The 18,313-nt window shown below is 69.5% G+C and carries 18 protein-coding genes; 7 read left to right on the top strand and 11 right to left on the bottom strand.

Annotation, left to right across the window (positions count from 1 at the left end):
- Nucleotides 1–80 precede the first annotated feature (80 nt).
- Both ACESMR_RS19000 and ACESMR_RS19005 read right to left on the bottom strand, forming a co-directional pair.
- Nucleotides 81–1,049, bottom strand: a complete 969-nt coding sequence (locus ACESMR_RS19000; protein ID WP_373048691.1) for a GNAT family N-acetyltransferase — start codon at nucleotides 1,047–1,049, stop codon at nucleotides 81–83.
- A complete protein-coding gene (locus tag ACESMR_RS19005) occupies nucleotides 1,046–1,786 on the bottom strand; it encodes a Type 1 glutamine amidotransferase-like domain-containing protein (RefSeq protein WP_373048692.1) in 741 nt (246 codons plus the stop codon). Before ACESMR_RS19005 ends, ACESMR_RS19000 begins: the two co-directional genes overlap by 4 nt.
- A 446-nt stretch (nucleotides 1,787–2,232) precedes the next feature.
- Between ACESMR_RS19005 and ACESMR_RS19010 the strand changes: the two genes are divergently transcribed.
- Nucleotides 2,233–3,060, top strand: coding sequence for an amidohydrolase family protein (locus ACESMR_RS19010; RefSeq protein WP_373048693.1), 828 nt, complete (start codon nucleotides 2,233–2,235; stop codon nucleotides 3,058–3,060).
- Between the two features lie 94 nt (nucleotides 3,061–3,154).
- Nucleotides 3,155–3,439, top strand: a complete 285-nt coding sequence (locus ACESMR_RS19015; RefSeq protein ID WP_373048694.1) for a hypothetical protein — start codon at nucleotides 3,155–3,157, stop codon at nucleotides 3,437–3,439.
- A 21-nt stretch (nucleotides 3,440–3,460) separates the two neighbouring features.
- On the opposite strand, the gene ACESMR_RS19020 is transcribed toward ACESMR_RS19015, so the two are convergent.
- Nucleotides 3,461–4,144 (bottom strand): hypothetical protein, encoded by a 684-nt coding sequence (locus tag ACESMR_RS19020; RefSeq protein ID WP_373048695.1) that lies wholly within the window; start codon nucleotides 4,142–4,144, stop codon nucleotides 3,461–3,463.
- Between the two features lie 27 nt (nucleotides 4,145–4,171).
- Nucleotides 4,172–4,744: an NADPH-dependent FMN reductase gene (locus ACESMR_RS19025; RefSeq protein WP_373048696.1), complete on the bottom strand. Its 573-nt coding sequence runs from the start codon at nucleotides 4,742–4,744 to the stop codon at nucleotides 4,172–4,174.
- A gap of 120 nt (nucleotides 4,745–4,864) precedes the next feature.
- Between ACESMR_RS19025 and soxR the strand changes: the two genes are divergently transcribed.
- Nucleotides 4,865–5,302, top strand: coding sequence for a redox-sensitive transcriptional activator SoxR (gene soxR / locus ACESMR_RS19030; RefSeq protein ID WP_373048697.1), 438 nt, complete (start codon nucleotides 4,865–4,867; stop codon nucleotides 5,300–5,302).
- 42 nt (nucleotides 5,303–5,344) lie between these two features.
- Here the strand turns inward: soxR and ACESMR_RS19035 are convergent, their stop codons facing one another.
- Nucleotides 5,345–8,410 carry an efflux RND transporter permease subunit gene (locus ACESMR_RS19035; protein WP_373048698.1) on the bottom strand — a complete coding sequence of 1,022 codons (3,066 nt, stop codon included), beginning with the start codon at nucleotides 8,408–8,410 and terminating at the stop codon, nucleotides 5,345–5,347.
- On the bottom strand, nucleotides 8,410–9,528 hold the full coding sequence (locus tag ACESMR_RS19040) for an efflux RND transporter periplasmic adaptor subunit (protein ID WP_373048699.1): 1,119 nt from the start codon (nucleotides 9,526–9,528) through the stop codon (nucleotides 8,410–8,412). The genes ACESMR_RS19035 and ACESMR_RS19040 overlap by 1 nt, the downstream gene beginning before the upstream one ends.
- A 234-nt stretch (nucleotides 9,529–9,762) precedes the next feature.
- Here ACESMR_RS19040 and ACESMR_RS19045 point away from each other — a divergent pair, with 234 nt between their 5' ends.
- Nucleotides 9,763–10,797: an NADP-dependent oxidoreductase gene (locus tag ACESMR_RS19045; protein ID WP_373048700.1), complete on the top strand. Its 1,035-nt coding sequence runs from the start codon at nucleotides 9,763–9,765 to the stop codon at nucleotides 10,795–10,797.
- A 15-nt stretch (nucleotides 10,798–10,812) separates the two neighbouring features.
- Here ACESMR_RS19045 and ACESMR_RS19050 read toward each other — a convergent pair whose 3' ends face one another.
- From ACESMR_RS19050 to ACESMR_RS19065, 4 genes are all read right to left on the bottom strand, one after another.
- On the bottom strand, nucleotides 10,813–11,718 hold the full coding sequence (locus ACESMR_RS19050; protein ID WP_373048701.1) for an NAD-dependent epimerase/dehydratase family protein: 906 nt from the start codon (nucleotides 11,716–11,718) through the stop codon (nucleotides 10,813–10,815).
- Nucleotides 11,719–11,784: 66 nt separating this feature from the next.
- A complete protein-coding gene (locus ACESMR_RS19055) occupies nucleotides 11,785–12,363 on the bottom strand; it encodes a zeta toxin family protein (RefSeq protein ID WP_373048702.1) in 579 nt (192 codons plus the stop codon).
- Complete coding sequence (locus ACESMR_RS19060; RefSeq protein ID WP_373048703.1) at nucleotides 12,360–12,734, bottom strand: TA system antitoxin ParD family protein; 375 nt, start codon at nucleotides 12,732–12,734, stop codon at nucleotides 12,360–12,362. The genes ACESMR_RS19055 and ACESMR_RS19060 overlap by 4 nt, the downstream gene beginning before the upstream one ends.
- A 58-nt stretch (nucleotides 12,735–12,792) precedes the next feature.
- Complete coding sequence (locus ACESMR_RS19065; protein ID WP_373048704.1) at nucleotides 12,793–13,734, bottom strand: protocatechuate 3,4-dioxygenase; 942 nt, start codon at nucleotides 13,732–13,734, stop codon at nucleotides 12,793–12,795.
- Between the two features lie 245 nt (nucleotides 13,735–13,979).
- On the opposite strand from ACESMR_RS19065, the gene ACESMR_RS19070 reads away from it, so the two are divergent.
- Together ACESMR_RS19070 and ACESMR_RS19075 are read left to right on the top strand one after the other, a co-directional pair.
- On the top strand, nucleotides 13,980–15,797 hold the full coding sequence (locus ACESMR_RS19070; protein WP_373048705.1) for an AMP-dependent synthetase/ligase: 1,818 nt from the start codon (nucleotides 13,980–13,982) through the stop codon (nucleotides 15,795–15,797).
- A 109-nt stretch (nucleotides 15,798–15,906) separates the two neighbouring features.
- Complete coding sequence (locus ACESMR_RS19075) at nucleotides 15,907–16,407, top strand: SgcJ/EcaC family oxidoreductase (protein ID WP_373048706.1); 501 nt, start codon at nucleotides 15,907–15,909, stop codon at nucleotides 16,405–16,407.
- A gap of 114 nt (nucleotides 16,408–16,521) precedes the next feature.
- On the opposite strand, the gene ACESMR_RS19080 is transcribed toward ACESMR_RS19075, so the two are convergent.
- Nucleotides 16,522–17,232 carry a glutathione S-transferase family protein gene (locus ACESMR_RS19080; protein ID WP_373048707.1) on the bottom strand — a complete coding sequence of 237 codons (711 nt, stop codon included), beginning with the start codon at nucleotides 17,230–17,232 and terminating at the stop codon, nucleotides 16,522–16,524.
- Between the two features lie 120 nt (nucleotides 17,233–17,352).
- Between ACESMR_RS19080 and ACESMR_RS19085 the strand changes: the two genes are divergently transcribed.
- Complete coding sequence (locus ACESMR_RS19085) at nucleotides 17,353–18,258, top strand: LysR substrate-binding domain-containing protein (protein WP_373048708.1); 906 nt, start codon at nucleotides 17,353–17,355, stop codon at nucleotides 18,256–18,258.
- The last annotated feature ends 55 nt before the right edge of the window (nucleotides 18,259–18,313 follow it).

Genomic DNA, 18,313 nt, shown 5'->3' on the forward strand with positions numbered 1-18,313 from the left:
ATCCGGGTGGCTCTCGGCCTGCCAACGAGCGTCCGTGCGGCGCACGAACCGGCAATTCTATTTGTCGTCGACCGGCAGTTCTAATTGTCGCTGGTCAGCTGCGCATCGTGCGCACCGAGCGCTTGGACCGGGGCATCGTCCCACCAGCGCCCGGGTCTCATCCGCTCGCGCCGCTCTGGGTTGAGCGGGTAGTGGATGCGGCCCTGCCCGGTGCTCTTCTCGCCGCCAACCAGGAGCGTCGCCTCGTGGCCGGAGCGGTTGATGAGGGTGTGGGCGATGCCAGTACCCGCCGGAAAGGCGGCGAGGTCACCGGCGACCATGCGGTACAGGATCCCGTCGATCCACGCATCGACCTCGCCGTCGATCACGTAGACGAACTCTTCCTCGTCCTCGTGGGCGTGGGGGAACGAGGTGCGGTGACCGGAGGGCAGGCGCTCTACGTGCAGGCCGAGCCGCTGCAGCCCTGCTGCTGCACCGATGGGCCTGCCATGCGAGAGCACCTCCGTCGTTCCGGGATACTGCCCCGGCTCCTCGGGCACCTCGCTGGACGAGATGATGAACGAAGGCCTCGCTACTCGCACGTCGGTAGGCGCAATGCGCGCGACTTCGGCGAGCTGCGGACCAACCACGAGCTGGTCATCCCTGTCACGGCGGACCAGCAGCATCCCGTGCCCGTTCCCGTCTCGAACGAAGCCGAAGCGCTCGTAGAAGCCGTGCCCTTCTGCGGTACCGAGCCAGACCGTGCGCACGCGGGCGACGCGGGGATGGTCGAGGAGCCGCTGCACGAGCTGCGAGCCGATCCCCTGCCGCTGAAAGGACGGGTCCACCACTACATCGTAGAAGTTCGCATAGCGTACGAAGTCGGTGAGCAGGCGGGCGAAACCGACGAGCTGCTCGTCCTTCCATGCGGTCACGACGAGCGGGCTGTGCCGCAGGAGGTCGCGCCAGTCGTCCTGGGCGAGTGGCATCTTCCAGTTCGCCCCGCGAGCGAAGAGCTGAACGAGGTCCGCGAGCGGGATGGCGTCCTTGTCGTGGCTGAACTCGATCACGCGATCTCCGCCTCGTCGTCCTGCGGGCTCGTCGCTCCGAGGAACAACGGCTGGAGCCTCTGGACCGAGAGTTGCTCGCCGTTCCCGGCGTGGAGCCGCCAGGCAGCGGCGTCGGCACTCGACGCCACCACCGACACCAGCTCCGTGCCCTCGAAGTGCAGCGCCACGCCATCGTCGGCGGCCCACCCGCCGGGAAGCTCTCCCTGCAGGACGAGCCGTTCGTATGCGGGCCTGCGCAGTGGCTCGCCGTCGTAGTGGGGGCAGAAGCTGCCGGGCAGCAGGCCCAGGCCATCACGTAGCGGCGCAAGCCCCTCGCCGAAGGAGTCGGTGACGCCGCCCTCGAACCAGCAGAGCGCACCGGCGGAGAGGCCGCAAAGGATGGTGCCTCGCTGCCACGCGCTGCGCAGGACGGCCTCGAATCCGTGGACACGCCACACGGCCAGCATGTTCGCCGTGTTGCCACCGCCCACGTAGACCACGTCCTGCCGAGCGATGAATGCCGCAAGATCGGCTACCGAGCGCCGGAAGAGCTGGAGCACGGCGGTGTCGGCCCGCTCGGTGAACGCGGCGTGGAAGCGTTCGATGTAGCCCTCGGCGTCGCCACTCGCGGTGGGCACGAAGCAGACGCTGGGCCGCTCCTTCCCTGTGAGGGAGAGGACGTAGTCGTCGAGAAGCGGGTTGTCCGGCTCCATGCTGAAGCCCCCGCCGCCCATGGCAATGATGGTCGGCTTGCGCATCGGCTCCCCTGTCAATGAGTGAAGGAGCGTACTACAACCCATCCGGCAGCGTCGTCACGCTGCCAGCCGCGAAGAGCCCAGGGACCGGCAGGGGCAGCCTCTCGCCGAACAGCGCGAGCAGGCGGCGTTCGCTCTCCCATTGGCCCCGGTGGAACTGCGGGAAAATCTTCACCACCCACCGACTATCGATCGAGGCGCCTGCTCGGAAGGCTCGCCGTCGAAGATCGAGCCCCCCGCCGTCCGCCATGCGCGGCACTGCTCGTGGCACCTGCGCCAACGCTGACAGTCGGCGAGCAGCACGCTCTCCGGGCGCGTGTCGTGGCTCCGTTGCAGGCCCCCGTCCCGGCAACCATGTTCGCGGTGCGCACGCCCATGCCACGGAGGCCGTCGTGACTCGCAGCACAGGTCCCATTTCCGCGGGAACGCACCAGGCCCCGATCATCGACATGCACCTGCACGCCGACCTTCCGCCGCATCCCGTCCCGGCAGGCGCACCCGGCCTCTGTCGCCCCGAGCCTTGCGAGGGCCAGGGCCGTGCCACGGCCAGCAATGCGGAGACCCTCGAGGCCACGCTGCAGGCGATGGAGCGCTACCACGTCGTCAAGGCGTTCCTCAGCGGCATCGATCTGGCCGTCGTCCAGGAGTGGGTCGCGGCAGCGCCCGGCCGCTTCATTCCGGCACCGTTCATCCAACGCCCCGGTCAGCCGCCGCTGGAAGAGCTAACCCGCGCCTACGACGAGGGAACCCTCGGCGGCATGGGCGAGATCGCGACGCAGCTCGCTGGGATCCCACCGAACGACCCGGGCCTCGAGCCCTACTTCGCCCTGGCGGAGGCGCGGGACGTGCCCGTGCTCATCCACACGCTGGGGATCGGGCCCTACCTCCCCGACTTCCGGGTCGCCGCCGGCAATCCCGTGCTTCTCGAGGACGTCCTCGTACGCCACCCGAACGTTCGGATCTTCGTGGAGAACGCCGGCTTTCCCTTCGTTACCGAGATGATCGCGATGATGATGCAATACCCCCAGCTCCACGCGGACGTCTCGACGATCACCTGGGTCCTCCCCCGCAGCGCGTTCTACCAGCACCTGGAGGCACTGGTTCGGGCAGGCCTCGGGAAGCGGCTGATGTTCGGCTCGGATCAGATGCGCTGGCCCGACCGAATCGGCCCGGCGATCGAAGCCATCGAACAAGCGCCCTTCCTTGACGAGCAGCAGAAGCGCGACATTTTCTACAGCAACGCGGTGCGGTTCCTCCGCCTCGATCCGGCCGTGTAGGCACGGAGCTGCGCCGCCCCGTCGGCAAGCCGGGGAGAGCCCTCGGCGGACCTCCCCCACGCGCCGGGTGGTAGCCTCTTCTGCAGGAGGCGCGATGGCCCGTTCGAAAGACCCGATGTCGTCCATGCTGGGCGCTGTGAGCCTGTTGTCCGCGGCCTTACTCGCATGCAACCAGGGAGCAAGCGGTACCCTACGCGGTGAGGATACGCCCTGCGCCGATCAGTCCGACTGCGCGCCGTTCCACCTCGTCTGCGCCGCCCCACCCGGTGTCGAGGAGGGCCAGGCGGCGCATGGCCTCTGCGTGAAGAGCATCCCGCCCGGCTCCTGCGCCTTCTACGTGCGCGAGGGACACGCGTCGGGCCGATTCTGCGTCGACTGACCAGCGCGCGGAGGACCGGGGTCAGGAGCCAGCACGGCTGCGCAGCAGCTCGTAGCGCCGAAAGCCGAGAGGCCGCAGGCCCGCGAAACGCTCGATGAAGCGCACCAGTGCCCCGTCCGGCCGCAGCTGGGTGGCCAGCATCTCCTCGTGGGCCTTCGCCGAGGTCCATTCCGAGTAGTTGAAGATCCGGCTGCCGTCGGTCGAGAGGTGGAAGTGCGACGAGATCGCCCCGGGATGGTGGGATGCCGGGGCCGTCTCCACCCGTTCGAACAGCGCGTCGACGAAGGCGTGCTGCGCGTGCGGACCGTCCGTCTCGAACGAGACCAGCACCAGACAGCCGGTTCGTGCAGGATCCCCGGGTCTCATGCTCCGGTAGAGCCGCGTTTCGAAGGCCCAGTCGCGTTCGATCCCCGGGACGGCGGCGTCCACCGCCGCCATCCAATTCCGACGATCGCCGTCCCGAAAGCCGGCGACTGCAGCGGGGTCCTTCCATTGCGAGTGGTGGAGCAGCGTTGCGCCGTCCGCACTGGCGAAGGACGCGTGTGCGGCGAGGCCTGCCGGCCAGCCGGTCCTGGACCAGGCCTCGTGTGCAGCATCGGCGGCGGCCCGCTGCCGGGCGGCTGTTCCCACGGTCCACTGCGAAAAGAGGACGGTCGGCGCGTCGAGGCGGGCTACGTCGGGATAACGCTGGTGCATGCGATTCATGGCTTTCTCCTGTCTCGGTGCGGCCCCTCAGGCGACGAAGGGACGGGCGCGCCTGCCGTCGCGCAAGGTGTGGGCCCACCACCCCAAGGAGTCGAGCAGCTTGCGTGCGGCTGCAGCGGGACGCCGGCGGTCACGGGGCTCGCCGGCCTCGTCGAAGGCTTCCCAGGCCCCGTGGAAGCTGACCGTCTCGCGGACCGTCGGTGCGTGCAGCTCGGCGAAGACGCCGCGCAGGTGCTCGACCGCACGCAGCCCCCCGGAGACCCCGCCGTAGGAGAGGAAGGCGACCGGCTTGGCAAACCACTCGCGGCGCGCGAGGTCGATCGCGTGCTTCAGCGCCGCGGGGTAGCTGTGGTTGTACTCGGGGGTGAGGACCACGAAGCCGTCCGCCGCGTCGATCCGCGCAGCGAAGGCGTCGGTGGCGGGGTCGCTGCCGGCGGGCATCACGGCGGGCAGTCCGGCCTCCGCCAGATCGACGACATCGAAGACCATGTCGGCGCGCTGCCGGGCCAGGCGTTCGAACCAGGCGGCGACGACGTAACCGAAGCGGCCCTCCCGCGTGCTGCCGACGAGGATGACGATACGGAGCTTCTCGTTCTGCATGGCGTTCCTCCAGGGGGGAAGTGGGGTGAACGCCTCTGAACCTAGTCCTTCGAGTTTACTTGAGGTCAAGCTTTTCGATCGCTACCTTCTGGGAGTTCGGCGATCCAGCCAGGAGGGACCATGGAGATGATCACCATCGGGGCACTGAGCGCACGGTCGGGTGTAGCGCCCTCGGCGCTGCGCTTCTACGAGACCCAGGGGCTCATCCACTCGCAACGCTCCTCGGGCGGACAGCGCCGCTACAGCCGCGAGACCCTGCGCCGCGTCGCCTTCGTCCGGGTCGCGCAGCAGGTCGGGCTCTCCCTCGAGGAGATCCGGGAGGCGCTCGCCTCGCTGCCAGACTCGCGCACGCCGACCGAGAAGGATTGGGCACGCCTGTCGGCCTCGTGGCGTCCGCGGATCGATGCGCAGATCCGCATGCTCGAGGGCCTGCGCGATCGCCTGGATGGCTGCATCGGGTGCGGCTGCCTCTCGCTGCGGGCCTGCAAGCTGCTGAACCCCGGCGATCGAGCCGGCAGCCGTGGGCCCGGCCCACGGCATCTACTCGAGGCGGATTGAGTCCTCGGGCCGGCTGCGACGGACACGCGAGCAGCGCCCGCGCTACGCCGCCATGCGGGCCTCCTCCTCCACCTCCGCGGCGTGGAGCGTGCGGCGGGACCGTGCCACGACCACGTAGATCGAGGGCACGATGAACAGGGTGAACGCGGTGCCGATGATCATGCCGCTCACCAGCACGATGCCGATGCTGTTGCGCGCGCCGCCGCCGGGGCCTGCAGCGTAGATCAGCGGGAAGTGGCCGACGACGGTGGCGGCGGTCGTCATCAGGATGGGCCGGAGCCTCGTGCCGGCGGCTTCGAGCACGGCGGCCAGCTTGTCGGCCCCCTGCTCCTGCAGGTGGTTTGCGAACTCGACGATCAGGATGCCGTTCTTGGCCACCAGGCCCACGAGCGTGATCAAACCCACCTGGCTGTAGATATTGAGTGTGGTGAAACCATAGAACGAGAAGAGAAGCGCGCCGGCGAGCGCCAGGGGAACCGATCCGGCGAGGATGATGAACGGGTCACGGAAGCTCTCGAATTGCGCCGCCAGCACCAGGTAGATGAGCACGCCGGAGAGCAGGAGCGTCGCTAGAAAGCCGCCCCCCTCGCTGCGCAGCTGCCGCGATTCGCCGGCGTGGTCGAGGGTGAAGCCGGGCGGCAGCAACGTGCGGGCCTCGTCCTCGAGGAAGCTGAGCGCCTGATCGAGCGAGACACCCGGCGGAATCACGCCCTGGATGCGAACCGCGTTGAGCTGCTGGAAGCGCTTGAGGTCACGCGGCTCGGTGCTGGTACGCAGCGTGGCGAAGGTCGAGAGCGGCACCAGCTTGCCGCCGGGCCCGCTGACGTGGATGTCGGCGAGCTGCTCTGCGTTCAGACGCTCGCTGCGGACGACCTGGGGGATCACCTTGTAGCTCCGCCCCTGGATGCTGAAGCGGTTCACGTAGTTGCCGCCCAGCATGGTCGAGAGATCGCGCCCCACCTGCGCGAGATCGACGCCGAGCGAGCGCACCTTGTCGCGGTCCAGGACGACCTCCGTCTCCGGCTGATCGACCTTGAGATCGGCGTCGGCGAAGAGGAAGAGGCCGCTGGCGAAAGCCTTGCCGACGAGCTGGTTTGCGACCTGCTCGAGCTCGCGCGCCTCCGCCGTGGAGGCGATCACCAGGTCCACCGGGAAGGCGCCGCCGCCGGGCAGCGGCGGCGGGAGCATGGGGAAGGCGCGAATGCCGGGGATCTGCCCGAGCTTCGGCGCCACCTCCACCAGCAGCTCCTCCGCGGTGCGTTCGCGCTCGGTCCACGGCACGAGGTTCATGCCGCTGAAGCCGCCGCCCGGCGTGGTGAGCTGGAACGTGGTCTTCGTCTCCGGGATCGAACGGAAGGCCTCGTGCACCTGCCTGCTGAAGAGCGCCGTCTGGTCGAGCGTGGAGTTGGCGGAGCCCTGCACGATCCCGAAGATCACCCCCTGGTCCTCCGACGGGGCGAGTTCCTTCATCGAGTACATGTAGAACGGCACCGTTGCGGAGACGACCAGCGCCCAGACCACGAGCATCGCCGGTCGGTTGCGCAGCGTGGCCGCGAGCACCTTCGCGTAGCGGCCACGCAGTCGCTCGAAGCGACGGCCGATCCACCCGGCGTAGCCGCGCTCGGACTGGCCCGGGCGCAGCAGCCTGGACGCCATCATCGGGGAGAGCGTGAGCGCCACCACGCCCGACATCAGCACCGCACCGGCGAGCGTCAGGGCGAACTCGCGGAAGAGCGCGCCCGTGAGACCGCCCTGCAGCGCGACCGGCGCGTAGACCGCAGCCAGGGTGACGGTCATCGCGGCGATGGGACCGACGAGCTCGCGTGCGCCCCGTAGCGCCGCCTGGACGGGACTCGCGCCCTCGCTCAGGTGCCGCTCCACGTTCTCGACCATCACGATCGCATCGTCGACCACCAGCCCGACGGCGAGCACGATGGCGAGGAGCGTGAGCAGGTTGAGGGTGAATCCCGCAGCGAGCATGAGAAAGGCGGTGCCCACCAGCGAGATCGGCATGGCCACCACCGGCACGAGCACCGAGCGGAACGAGCCTAGGAAGAGGAAGATCACCAGCACGACGATGAGCAGCGTCTCGCCCAGCGTCTTCACCACCTCGTCGATCGCGTCCTCGATGTAGCGGGTCGAGTCGTACGCCACGCCGACCTTCATCCCGGGCGGCAGCTGGGCCTCGATCGCCGGGAGCAACTCGCGCACGTCCCGGATGACTTCGAGCGCGTTTGCCGTCGGCAGCACCCAGATGCCCATGAAGGTGCCCGTCTCGCCGTCGAAGCGCACGTCCTCCTCGTACGTGGCGGCGCCCAGCGCCACGTCCGCGATCTCGCCGAGGCGGACGAGCGTTCCGTCCTGTGCCTTCACCACGAGCTCCCGGAAGTCCTCGACGGTCTGCAGGTCCGTGTTCGCGGTCAGGTTGACCGAGACCATCGAGCCTTTCGTCCGCCCCAGCGTGGACAGGGCGTTGTTCCGGGCCAGGGCCTCCTGCACCTCGGTGGGCGAGATGCCGCGCGCCGCCATCCTCTCCGGGTGCAGCCAGATCCGCATGGCGAAGGTGCGGCCGCCGAGCAGGTCCGCGCGCTGTACGCCCGCGACCGCCGACAGGCGCGGCTGCACCTCGCGGGTGAGGTACTCGGTGACCGCGCTCTGGTCGTGGGCCGAGGAGGAGAACCCGATGTACATCGCAGCGAATTGGGTGTCGGCCATCTCCAGCTCGATGATCGGCGCCTCTGCCTCCGGCGGCAGCTCGTTGCGGACCTGGGCGACCTTCGCCTGGATCTGGGTGAGCGCCGCGTTGGTGTCGTAGTTGAGCTTCAGATGGACGGTGATCGTGCTGCGCGAAGGCGCGCTCGACGACTCGATGTAGTCGATGCCGTCGGCGCTCGCGACGACGCGTTCGAGGGGCGTGGTGATGAAACCGCGAACGAGATCGGCGCTCGCGCCCACGTACGTGGTCGTCACCCGGACCACCGCGATGTCGCTCTGCGGGTATTGGCGCACGCTCAGCGACTCGAGCGACGCCAGGCCGGCGATCACGATGACCAGGTTGACGACCACGGCGAGAACCGGCCGCTTCACGAAGAGGTCCGTGAATCTCATCAGTTGTTCTCCGGACGCGCGGCAGGATCGTTCGCGGGCTGGACCCGGTTGTCGACCAGGACCGCATCGCCGTTGCGCAGCTTGAACGTCCCCGCGGACACCACCTCCTGACCGGCCTCGAGCCCCGCCAGGATCGCCACCTGATCGCCGCGGCTTCCGCCCAGCGTCACCGCCTGTTGCCGCACACCCGGATAAGGCTGGCCCGCCGGGTCCTCGAGCTGCTCGACCACGAAGATCGAGTCGCCGTACGGCGCGTGTTGGATGGCCGAGGCGGGAAGCACCAGCACCGGCGTTTCCTCCCCGAGCAGCACGCGGGTGTTCACGAACATGCCTGGGCGCAGCAGGCCTTTCGCGTTGGGGATCGTGGCCTGCACCTGCACGTTGCGCGTCTGCGGATCGACGAGCACGTCGATGGCGGTGATCCGGCCCTCGTGCTTGCCCAGCGCGTCCGTGGAGACCTCGACCCGATCACCAATCTGCAGGCGTGCCAGCTCCTGCTGCGGGACGCCGAAGTTCACATGAACCTGGTCGAGTGCCTGCAGGGAGACGATCGGCTGGCCACTGGCCACGTACTGGCCCAGATCGATCTGCCGCAGCCCCAGCTCGCCCGAGAAGGGTGCGCGGATCTGCTTGCGGGCGAGGATGGCCTGGATCTCCGCCACCCGCGCAGCCGCCTGGGCCTCCGCCGCGGTCGCCTCGTCGAGCGCCTGCTGGGTGAGGGCATCGCGCGCCCGCAACTGCGCCGCCCGCTGCAGCTGGAGGGCCGCCAGCTTCTGCTGGGACTCCGCCGCGCCGAGCTGTGCCCGCTCCTGCCGGACGTCGAGCCGCACGAGGAGCTGCCCCTTCTTCACCGACCGGCCCGACTCGAAGGCCAGCGCTGCGACCACGCCGGGCAGGTCCGCGCTCAGCGTCACGCCGCGCACGGCTTCCACCGTGCCGATCGAGTGGATGGTCACGGGCCATCGTGCTTCCGGGGTCAGGACGGTGGTCACCGCCTGCGGCGGTGGCCGGAAGGCGGCGGCAGACGCCGCGCCCGTCCGGAGCTGCCAGAACTTCGCCCCGCCGACGAGCGCGGACAGCACCAGCGCCGCGCTCAAAATCATCAGCCACTTCCGCATTCTGCCTGCTCCGTCGTGTCGCTCCGTCGCGGGGCGAATTGATCGACGGCTGTAATGCGGACCTGAATCCTCTCGCGCCACCCAAACTCATCGAACGCCTGCGCAAGCGGCGAGCGTACCCAGTGCAAGTGGCTCACCCGCCCCCGTCGCCGCGAAACGATCGCCAGGCTCCCGCATTCTTCTGCCAACCCAACGCTGGACGACCGGTCCGATCCTCAAACCAGGGAGCCCCCGTTGCCTCCTCGCGAAACCGTCAATCGCCGCATCCTCCTCGCCGCGCGCCCGCTCGGCCCGCCGACGCTGCAGAGCTTCCGTCTGGAAGAATCCGCGGTTCCGGAGCCTGGTGAGGGCCAGGTGCTGTTGCGCACGCTCTACCTCTCACTCGACCCCTACATGCGCAACCTGATGGACGAGGTCGGGCCTGGTTATGCACCGCCGATCGACGTGGGCGCCCCGATGGTCGGCGGCACCGTGAGCCGCATCGTCGCCTCTCGCCATCCGGCCCACCGTGTCGGAGAGCTCGTGCTGGGCAGCGCCGGCTGGCAGGACTACGCGCTCTCGGACGGCGAGGGCCTGCTGCCGCTCGAGGACCTGCACCGGACCTCGCTGGCGCTGGGCGGCCTCGGGATGCCGGAGTTTACCGCTTACGTGGGGCTGCTGGACATCGGCCAGCCCCAGCCAGGCGACACCGTGGTGGTCGCGGCTGCAACTGGCGCCGTCGGCTCGGTCGTCGGGCAGATCGCCAGGCTCAAAGGTGCGCGCGTCGTGGGCGTCGCCGGCGGCGCAGCGAAGTGCCGCCATGCGGTCGAGGAGCTGGGCTTCGACGCATGCATCGACCGCCATGCGCCCAAGTGGGCAACACAGCTGCGTGCGGCCTGCCCGAATGGCATCGACGTCTACTTCGAAAATGTGGGCGGCGAGGTCCTGGAGGCGGTGCTACCGCTGCTCAACATCGGCGCACGGATTCCGGTGTGCGGCTTCATCGCGCACTACAACGACAAGGGGCTTTCCCCAGGTCCCGACCGCATGCCCAGGCTGCTGGCAGCCGTGCTCCAGAAGCGCGTTCGCATGCAGGGCTTCATCATCCTCGACCACTACGCGAGCCGCTTCGACGCCTTTCGCAAGGAGATGGCAGCCTGGATCGACACCGGCAGGGTCAAGGTGCACGAGGATGTGGTCGATGGGCTGCAGAACGCGCCGGCGGCGTTCATCGGCCTGCTCGAAGGGCGCAACTTCGGCAAGCTCGTGGTGCGCGTCGCCGACGCCTGACGCGCGGCGACCGTATCAGTGTCCCGATGCACGCAGCTGGCGGATGTGCTCCAACAACGCGCCCGCCGCATTGGACGGCCCGCCGAGGAGGTCTTCGATCCGATCGGTGCGGAAGCGCGGGATCGGCTCGGCGCTGTCGCGTGGGGCGACACGCACGCTGCTCGACGAGTGGAGGCTCGCCACGACCATCCGCGCGATCCGCTCCCACGTGAGGATCTCCCGATCGACGCAGGTGTAGGTCGGGTGGGGATTCTCCGACCGCGTGAGAAGGCGTACGGCCCTCGCCACCGTCGACACATCGGAGAACTGGCGCCCCTCCCCGCTCACTGTCACGACGGGACGCCCCTCCGCCGCTGCGCGCACCATGTCCACCACCTGGTCAGGGCTGCGAAAGGAACCCGCTGGAAAGGCCGGCGGACCGACCACGGGGCCCGGACGGACGACGACCCCCGTCATCCGGTGGCGCGCGCACGCCGCGCGGAGGAACAACTCGCCCGCGGCCTTCGTGGCGCCGTAGGCCTCGGTCGTGCTGAGCCCGTCCTCCTCGCACATCACGCCGGCGAATGGGCGGTGCACGGCAGCCGACGACAGGTAGATGCACCTCGCCAGGCCGGCGCTCCCAGCGGCGTCGAAGAGCTTGGCCGTGGCCGCGACGTCTCGCAGCTCGAGCTCGGAGCCGGGCTCCCCCCAGATCAGCGCCGCATGTACACACGTGTCGTGGCCCGGCAGCGCGGCGGCGATGCGCGCATCATCTTCGAGATCCGCCTCGACGACCTGCAGCCGGGGATCTCGCGCGAACGGGCCCAGCTTCTCCGGTGACCGCACCACGGCGGTGACGTGCTGCCCGTCCTCCAGGAGTTCGCGCACGAGGTGGAGGCCTATGTACCCACCGGCGCCGGTCAGAAGTGTTCGCATGCGCATGGCCTCCGCGCGGTGCCGGCCGCGCGCCGTAGCTGAGCGTCGGCGGAAGGGCAGCACAGCGCCTGTTCAACGCGGCCGCCAGGGGAGCCAGTCCGGCAGCGGTTCGCCGAGGTAGACAGGCTTCCCCCGCTCGAATTCGGCCACCTTGCGGTAGGGCCGGTCGAGCTCGGAATTGTCGAAGACGAGGACGTGGGGTAGCTCGTGGATGGAGCGGCGGAGGTTCTCGATCGTACGCGGATACCGCTCGGCCAGCTTGTCGGTCGGGACGTCGTGTCCTCCCTGCAGGACGCGCATCGCCACGCGCTCGTCGCTCAGCTGGGGAGACGCGAGCCCGATGAAGCACAAGACGACGGTGTATCCGAGCGCCTCTGCTCGCAGTAGGAACTGCAGCTTGTCGCCAGAGGGATCGGAGAACACGGTCTCGAAAACGAAGCTCTCGCGCTGCGCGAGCATTGCTTCCCGGATCTGCGATGCGACCTCCGCAGCTTCGTACGGGCCGATCTCGAGTTCCCGCGCGAGTTCGTCCGCATTTACGAAGCGCAATGCGGTCCGCTCGAGATGGGCGCCGTAGAAGGTGGTCTTGCCCGCACCGTTCGGGCCAGCCACCGCAACGATGACGGGCCTCGCGTCGAACGCCGCGCTCAACGGCGACTCGCCTTCTCGAACTTTCTCCCGACGAGACGGCCGAGGGTGCGGGTGCCGTCCTCGTCGATCTTCACGACGAAACCGGGCCGGTTCGGTGCTGGCTTGAAATGGGGAAAGGGGCGGCTCGCGAGGTAGGCCCCCACCCGCTCGCGGCCGGCGGCGGTGTCGACCTCTGCAAGGCAGGCGGAGAGCGGGACGACCTCCCCTCGCTGCTTGATCTTGAGGACGGCTTCCGTGCGGAGGATCGGCTCGATCGCGCGGCCGAGCCGTGCCCAGAACTCGATCTGGCCGGCGATCGATCGCTCGGCCGCTTCCCCCACGATCCGGGCGTCCGAGACGAGGCTGTCGGAGAGTTTGACGGGCTGGCCCATCGCCACAAGGTAGCATTCTGCTACCCAGACGCAAGCTCCGGAGCCGGCGGCGCGGGTCTCAGCACTGGGGTGCGGAAGTGGAGGAGCGCAGGACCACGGTCTTCGATGCGAGCATCGCGCCGTCCGCCATCCGGGCGACGTCGAGGATGAAGGCGTCGGGATCGGACGAGGCGCCGAGGAAACCGTCTGCCTCGTTGCTCGTATCCGGCGCGCCTGCCTCGACGTAGTCGTCGACGCTCGCGAAGACTTCGTCCACGAGGTCGCCAGGGAAGAACACCTGCGACACCACGGACACCTCGTCGCCGCGCACCACCCGGAAGTGGATGTGGACCGCGCGTCCCGGGTACCAGCCGGGGAAGCAGGTGTCGAAGGTTACGCGGCCGTCGGCGTCGCTCGACTGGGTGCCGCGGAAGAAGCGATGGCTGCGCGCGTCGGGATCGCCCGTGGTGCAGAAGTCGATCACGTCGTCGCCCGAATAGAGCCCGGCGGCGCTGCAATGCCATACGTCGACGGTGGCCCCCTCGACCGGCGTGCAGCCGTCGACGTCCACGAGCCGCAGGACCAGGCGGAGCGGGATGCCGGGGTAACCCTCGCTGACGTCCCGGCGGATCGGCGACAGGCCGAAGCACGGACCGAGGGTCATGGCACAGGTAAGGGCGCATGCACCGCCGCCGCTGGCGAAGGGATCCGGATAGGCGTCCGGATCGACCATCGCCGCCGTGCCCCCGGTGGCCCATGCGCTCGCGCCGCCGCCGCCGCTGCCACCGTTGCCTCCCGAGCCCCCCACCCCACCCGCGCCGCCGGCTCCGCCGGTGCCACCTCCCGGGCGCCCTGCAGTAGCCGTCCTCCCCTCCGGGTCACCGCACGCAGCGAGGAGTGCCGCGCCCGCGATGGTGTGGACGGCCGCGCGCACGAACGCACGCCGCGTCGCCATCCCCGCCAGCGGGCCGTCTGCTGCCTCTTCGCGATCGGTACCGTCGTTCATCCTGCGCTTCGACATGGTCATCCTCCGCTTGGGGCCGCTCCCCGAACCTGGGCGCTAGCGTGCGACGAACCAGCACGGTTCGGAATCAGAATGATCTGGATACGAGCGTTCGCCCAAGCCGTACGGTCATCTTCACGGAAGGAGTGTCCGTCACCCGGCGCGCGCCGCAAAGGCGTCTCGCTTCCGGGCATGGCAGGCAGATAGGTTCTCGTTCGCAACGCTCGCCTCGGCCGTCTCGAGGCGCACCCCAGGAGGATCAGGTGGGCCCGACGATTCCCAGCCAGGCGCCGCGTCTCCCCGTCTTTCAATTCCCCGCCTCGACGATGCCCGCCCTGCTCCTCCGCAGCGCGGTGCGGGCGCCCGACAAGACCTTCCTGCGCTTCTTCGATCCTGCCGCGTCCGCCGACGCACCGCCGCGGGACTGGACCTTCGGCGCTTTCGCCGAAGCGGCAGGACGTGCCGCCCACTTCCTGCGCGAGAGCGGCGTCGGCGTGGGCGACCGGGTGCTGCTGCTTGCCGAGAACAGCCCCGAGTGGCAGCTGATCGCGATCGGGGCACAGCTGCTGCGCGCCGAGCCAGCGGGCCTCTTCGCCAGCCTCGGAGCGGCGCAGGCCCAGTCGATCGCACAGCGCACGCGGCCGCGCGTGATCTTCGTCTCGAGCGCGGCCCAATGGGAGAAGCTAGCCCCCGTGGCGGCGGAGCTGGTGGCGTCCGGACTGCGCACGGTGCTGGCGGCACGACCGCTCGACCCCTCGATTCTGCCAGAAGGCGTATCGACCGCCGACGTCGCGCACGTGACCGGAGCGCTCTCCCCGCCGCTCGCGCCCGACGAGCTCGCACGCCTCGCGAGCGAGGTGGGCGAAGAGGATCCCTACCTGCTGCTCTTCACCAGCGGCACCACGGGGCGTCCCAAGGGCGTGCGCCTCTCCCAGCGCTCGATCGTCCGCGCCATCTCTGCAGGGGCCGTCTCCACCGGCCGTACCGAGGCCGACGTCGGGCTGCACCTGCTGCCCTTCGGCCACGTCGCGGGCCACGACCAGTTCGCGCTCGCCCTCGCGCAGGGACACACGCTGCTCTCGATCGCCCGCCGCGAGGAGCTCGAGCGCGCGCTCGCCTCCGGGCCGACCTACATCTTCTCGGTCCCCATGCTCTACGAGCGCATGCGCGCTGGCGTGGAGCAGAAGCTCACCGGGCTTCCTGCTCCGGTGCGCGCCTTCGCACGAGCGGCGCTGGAGGCCTCGGCCCGGGTGCGGGTGGACGGCTCGCGTGCGCTCGGCGACCGCCTCCTCACCGCAGCCGCAGACCGCCTCGTCGGGCAGGCACTGCGCAAACGCCTCGGAGGCAAGGTGCAGGGCGTCTTCAGTGGTGGTGCGCCCGCCTCCGCCGGGCTCTTTCGATTCTTCGAGGGGCTGGGGATCCCCTTCGTCGAGCTCTACGGATTGAGCGAAACCGCGGGCATGGTCTCCTCCAACCTCTTCTCGGGCCCGCGCTTGCCGGGATCCGTGGGGCTGCTGTCGCCCGATCACGAGGTGGCCTTCAACGACGAGGGCGAGCTGCTGCTGCGCGGGCCGCTGCTGCTCTCCGGCTACCTGGAGCCCGAGGACGCTGCGGACGCCTTCACCCCGGACGGCTTCTTCCGCACCGGCGACCTCGGCCGCCTCGACGAGCGGGGGATGCTGCACATCACCGGTCGCAAGAAGAGCCTGCTCGTGCTGGCCACCGGGAAGAAGGTCTCGCCAGAGCCCCTCGAGCAGGCGCTGGTCTCCACCCATCCGTTCCTCGGCGCGATGTTGCTCGGCGAGGGCCGCAACTTCGTCACCGCCGTGGTCTTCGTCGCGCGCGAAGAGGTGGAGCGGCTCGAGCGCGTAGGACAGGCGCCCGCTTCCGCTCTCCTGCCGCTCGTGCACACGACGTTGGCAGCTTTCTCCGATTACGAGCTTCCGAAACGTCTGCACGTGGCGCCCGGAGCGCCGGAGGACTATCCGGATCTGCTGACCCCTTCGCTCAAGATCAAGCGCGAGGCGGTGCTGCAGTGGCTGGGGCCGGCGGTGCAGGCGCTCTACGCAAAGCGGGAATAGCTGCCGGCCGAATTGCCGCGTGCTGCGAGGCGAAACACACGCGGCCGCTCGGCATCCTCTCCCGGCGCTTCCGGCGTGCAGGCGCAGGAAGCGTCGGAGAGGAGCAGCGATGCGAAGGACCACGAACGCCGCGGCGATCATCGCCGCTGCACTGCTCGTGGGTGCCTGCGGCACCACGGAAGGAATCCGGATGACGGGCGAATCCCACCGCACGGCGATGGAGGCGGACCGCGAGGCGATTCGCCGGCTCATCGAGGCATCGAACGAGCACCAGAACGACCCGGAGCGCTACGGCGCGTTGCTCACCTCCGAGGTGGCGATCGTCAACATCGCGGGGCGGCGCGTCCTCGGCCGCGAGGAGATCGTACGAGCGGTGCGGCAGGCCGTCTCCGGTCCGCTGGCGCGCGTGCTCACGCGCATCGAGCTCGTCGACATCCGCTTCCTGCGCCCGGACGTCGCCCTCGCGAGCGGCATCAAGCACGTGTCGGACGAACGCAGGCCCGGCGAGGTGGAGGCGAGCCTTCCGACGAAGGGCAGCGTGACCTTCACCGTGGTGAAGGAAGGGACCGAGTGGAAGATCGCTTCGTCGCAGACGACGCCGATCCGCTGAGTCCTTCTCCACGCCGGGTCGGGCAGAACAACCGCGGAGCCGCCCCCGCATTTGCGAAGGCGGCTCTTGGTGACAGCTGGCGGGCGAGCATCCGCCAGACTGGGACGAGCCCTCCTACGCAGCCGGGCGGCGCAGCGACGCGAGCGCCTCCTCGAGCCGGACCTCGCCCTCGAAGCCCCCCGCCGAGACAGCCGAACGCTGCTCCTCGATGGCGTGGGCGAACTGCACCGCCGGATCGGCCTCCAGCTTCTCGAAGAGCCGCTGCAGGGCCGGGTAGTCCCGACGGTCGACCACGTCGTGGTAGCGGGTCCAACGGGCGATGCCGACGAAGTAGGCGTCCACCAGGGTGCGGTGCTCACCGAGCAGCCAGGGGCGATCGCCGAGCATGGCCTCGAGCTGCGCGTGGGCCTTTCGGACCTTGGCCCGACCGTACTCGGTGAGCGCCTGCTTCGCCTGCGGCTCCAGCTCGTGCTCCACGGCGTACCAGAGCGGCGCGAAGGAGCCGAAGAAGCTCGTGTTCAGGAACCCCAGCATCTGGTTCCAGCGGTCGAAGTCGTGGGTCCCCTGGGGGAAGGCGAGGCGCCGGTCGGTCCCGCGTGCGCCGAGGTGGTGGAGGATCGCGACGGTCTCGCTGATGACCGCACCGTCGGCGGTCAATAGGGAGGGCGTCTCTGCGACCGGGTTGATGCGCCTGTAGGCGTCGCTCGTGACGACGCTCGGCATCTCGATGCGGCCCAGCCGATAGGGCTGCCCGAGCCACTCGAGCGCGACGATGGATCCGAAGGAGCAGCCCGAGGGAACGCCGTAGAAGAGAATCGGGGTCATTGGTTCTTTCCGTGAATGAAGCCCGTGGATTCGGGTGGCTTCACTCTGTCGCCGTGGACTTCGAACGAACAGACGGCGGATTCGCGACTCAAAGTCCACATGCATGTACTTTGATCGCCGATGCTCAATCTCAACGACCTGGCCCTCTTCGCAGCAGCAGTCGAGCACGGCGGCTTCGCAGCGGCCGCACGGCGTCTCGGCGTGCCGAAGACGACGCTGAGCAAGCGCGTGGCGGAGCTCGAGGCGAGCCTCGGCGTCCGGCTCGTTCACCGCACCTCGCGCAGCTTCACGCTCACCGACGTCGGGCGGGAGTTCCACGAGCACGCGCGCGCGGTGCTCATCGAAGCGGAGGCCGCCGAGCAGGTGGTGCGTCGCCGCGTGGCCGAGCCGAGCGGCACCGTCCGGCTGACCTCCAGCGTGCCGACGGCGCAGCTCTACCTCGCCGAGCACCTGCCGAAGCTCGCGCGCGCCTATCCCAGGCTGCTCGTGCAGCTGGAAGTGACGGATCGCTTCGTGGACGTGGTGCAGGAGGGCTACGACATCGCCGTGCGCTCCCACTTCGCACCGCTTCCGCCGTCGGGGCTCGTGCAGCGGCAGCTCGCCAGCGAGCCGATCATCCTCGTCGCCGCTCCCGACTACCTCGCGGCGCGGGAGCCCCTCGAGCGGCCCGAACGACTCGAACACCACGACGGCCTGGTGGTCGCTTCGACTGCGCTGCCCTGGCAGCTCTTCGGCCCCGCGCACGAGCGCGTCGAGGGCAGCCCGAAGGCCGTCATGGCGGCGAACGAGTCGAACGTGCTGCTCGGCGCAGCCAGCGCCGGGCTCGGCGTGGCTTGCCTGCCTGCGAGCCTCTGTCGCGCTGCCCTGCACGCAGGAGAGCTGGTCCAGGTGTTGCCCGAGTGGAATGCCGGGACCGTGACGACGACGCTCCTGATGCCCCACCGCCGCGGCCAGCTCCCAGGCGTCCGGGCGACGGTGGAGTTCCTCGTCGAGTGCCTCGCGCAGAAGGCGAGCGATCGGGTCTGAATCCCGCGGGCGTGTGGCCGCTCGGGCCCCGCTACCTGCGGCGCTGCCCTGTCCG

Source organism: Vulgatibacter sp., assembly GCF_041687135.1.
GTDB lineage: Bacteria > Myxococcota > Myxococcia > Myxococcales > Vulgatibacteraceae > JAWLCN01.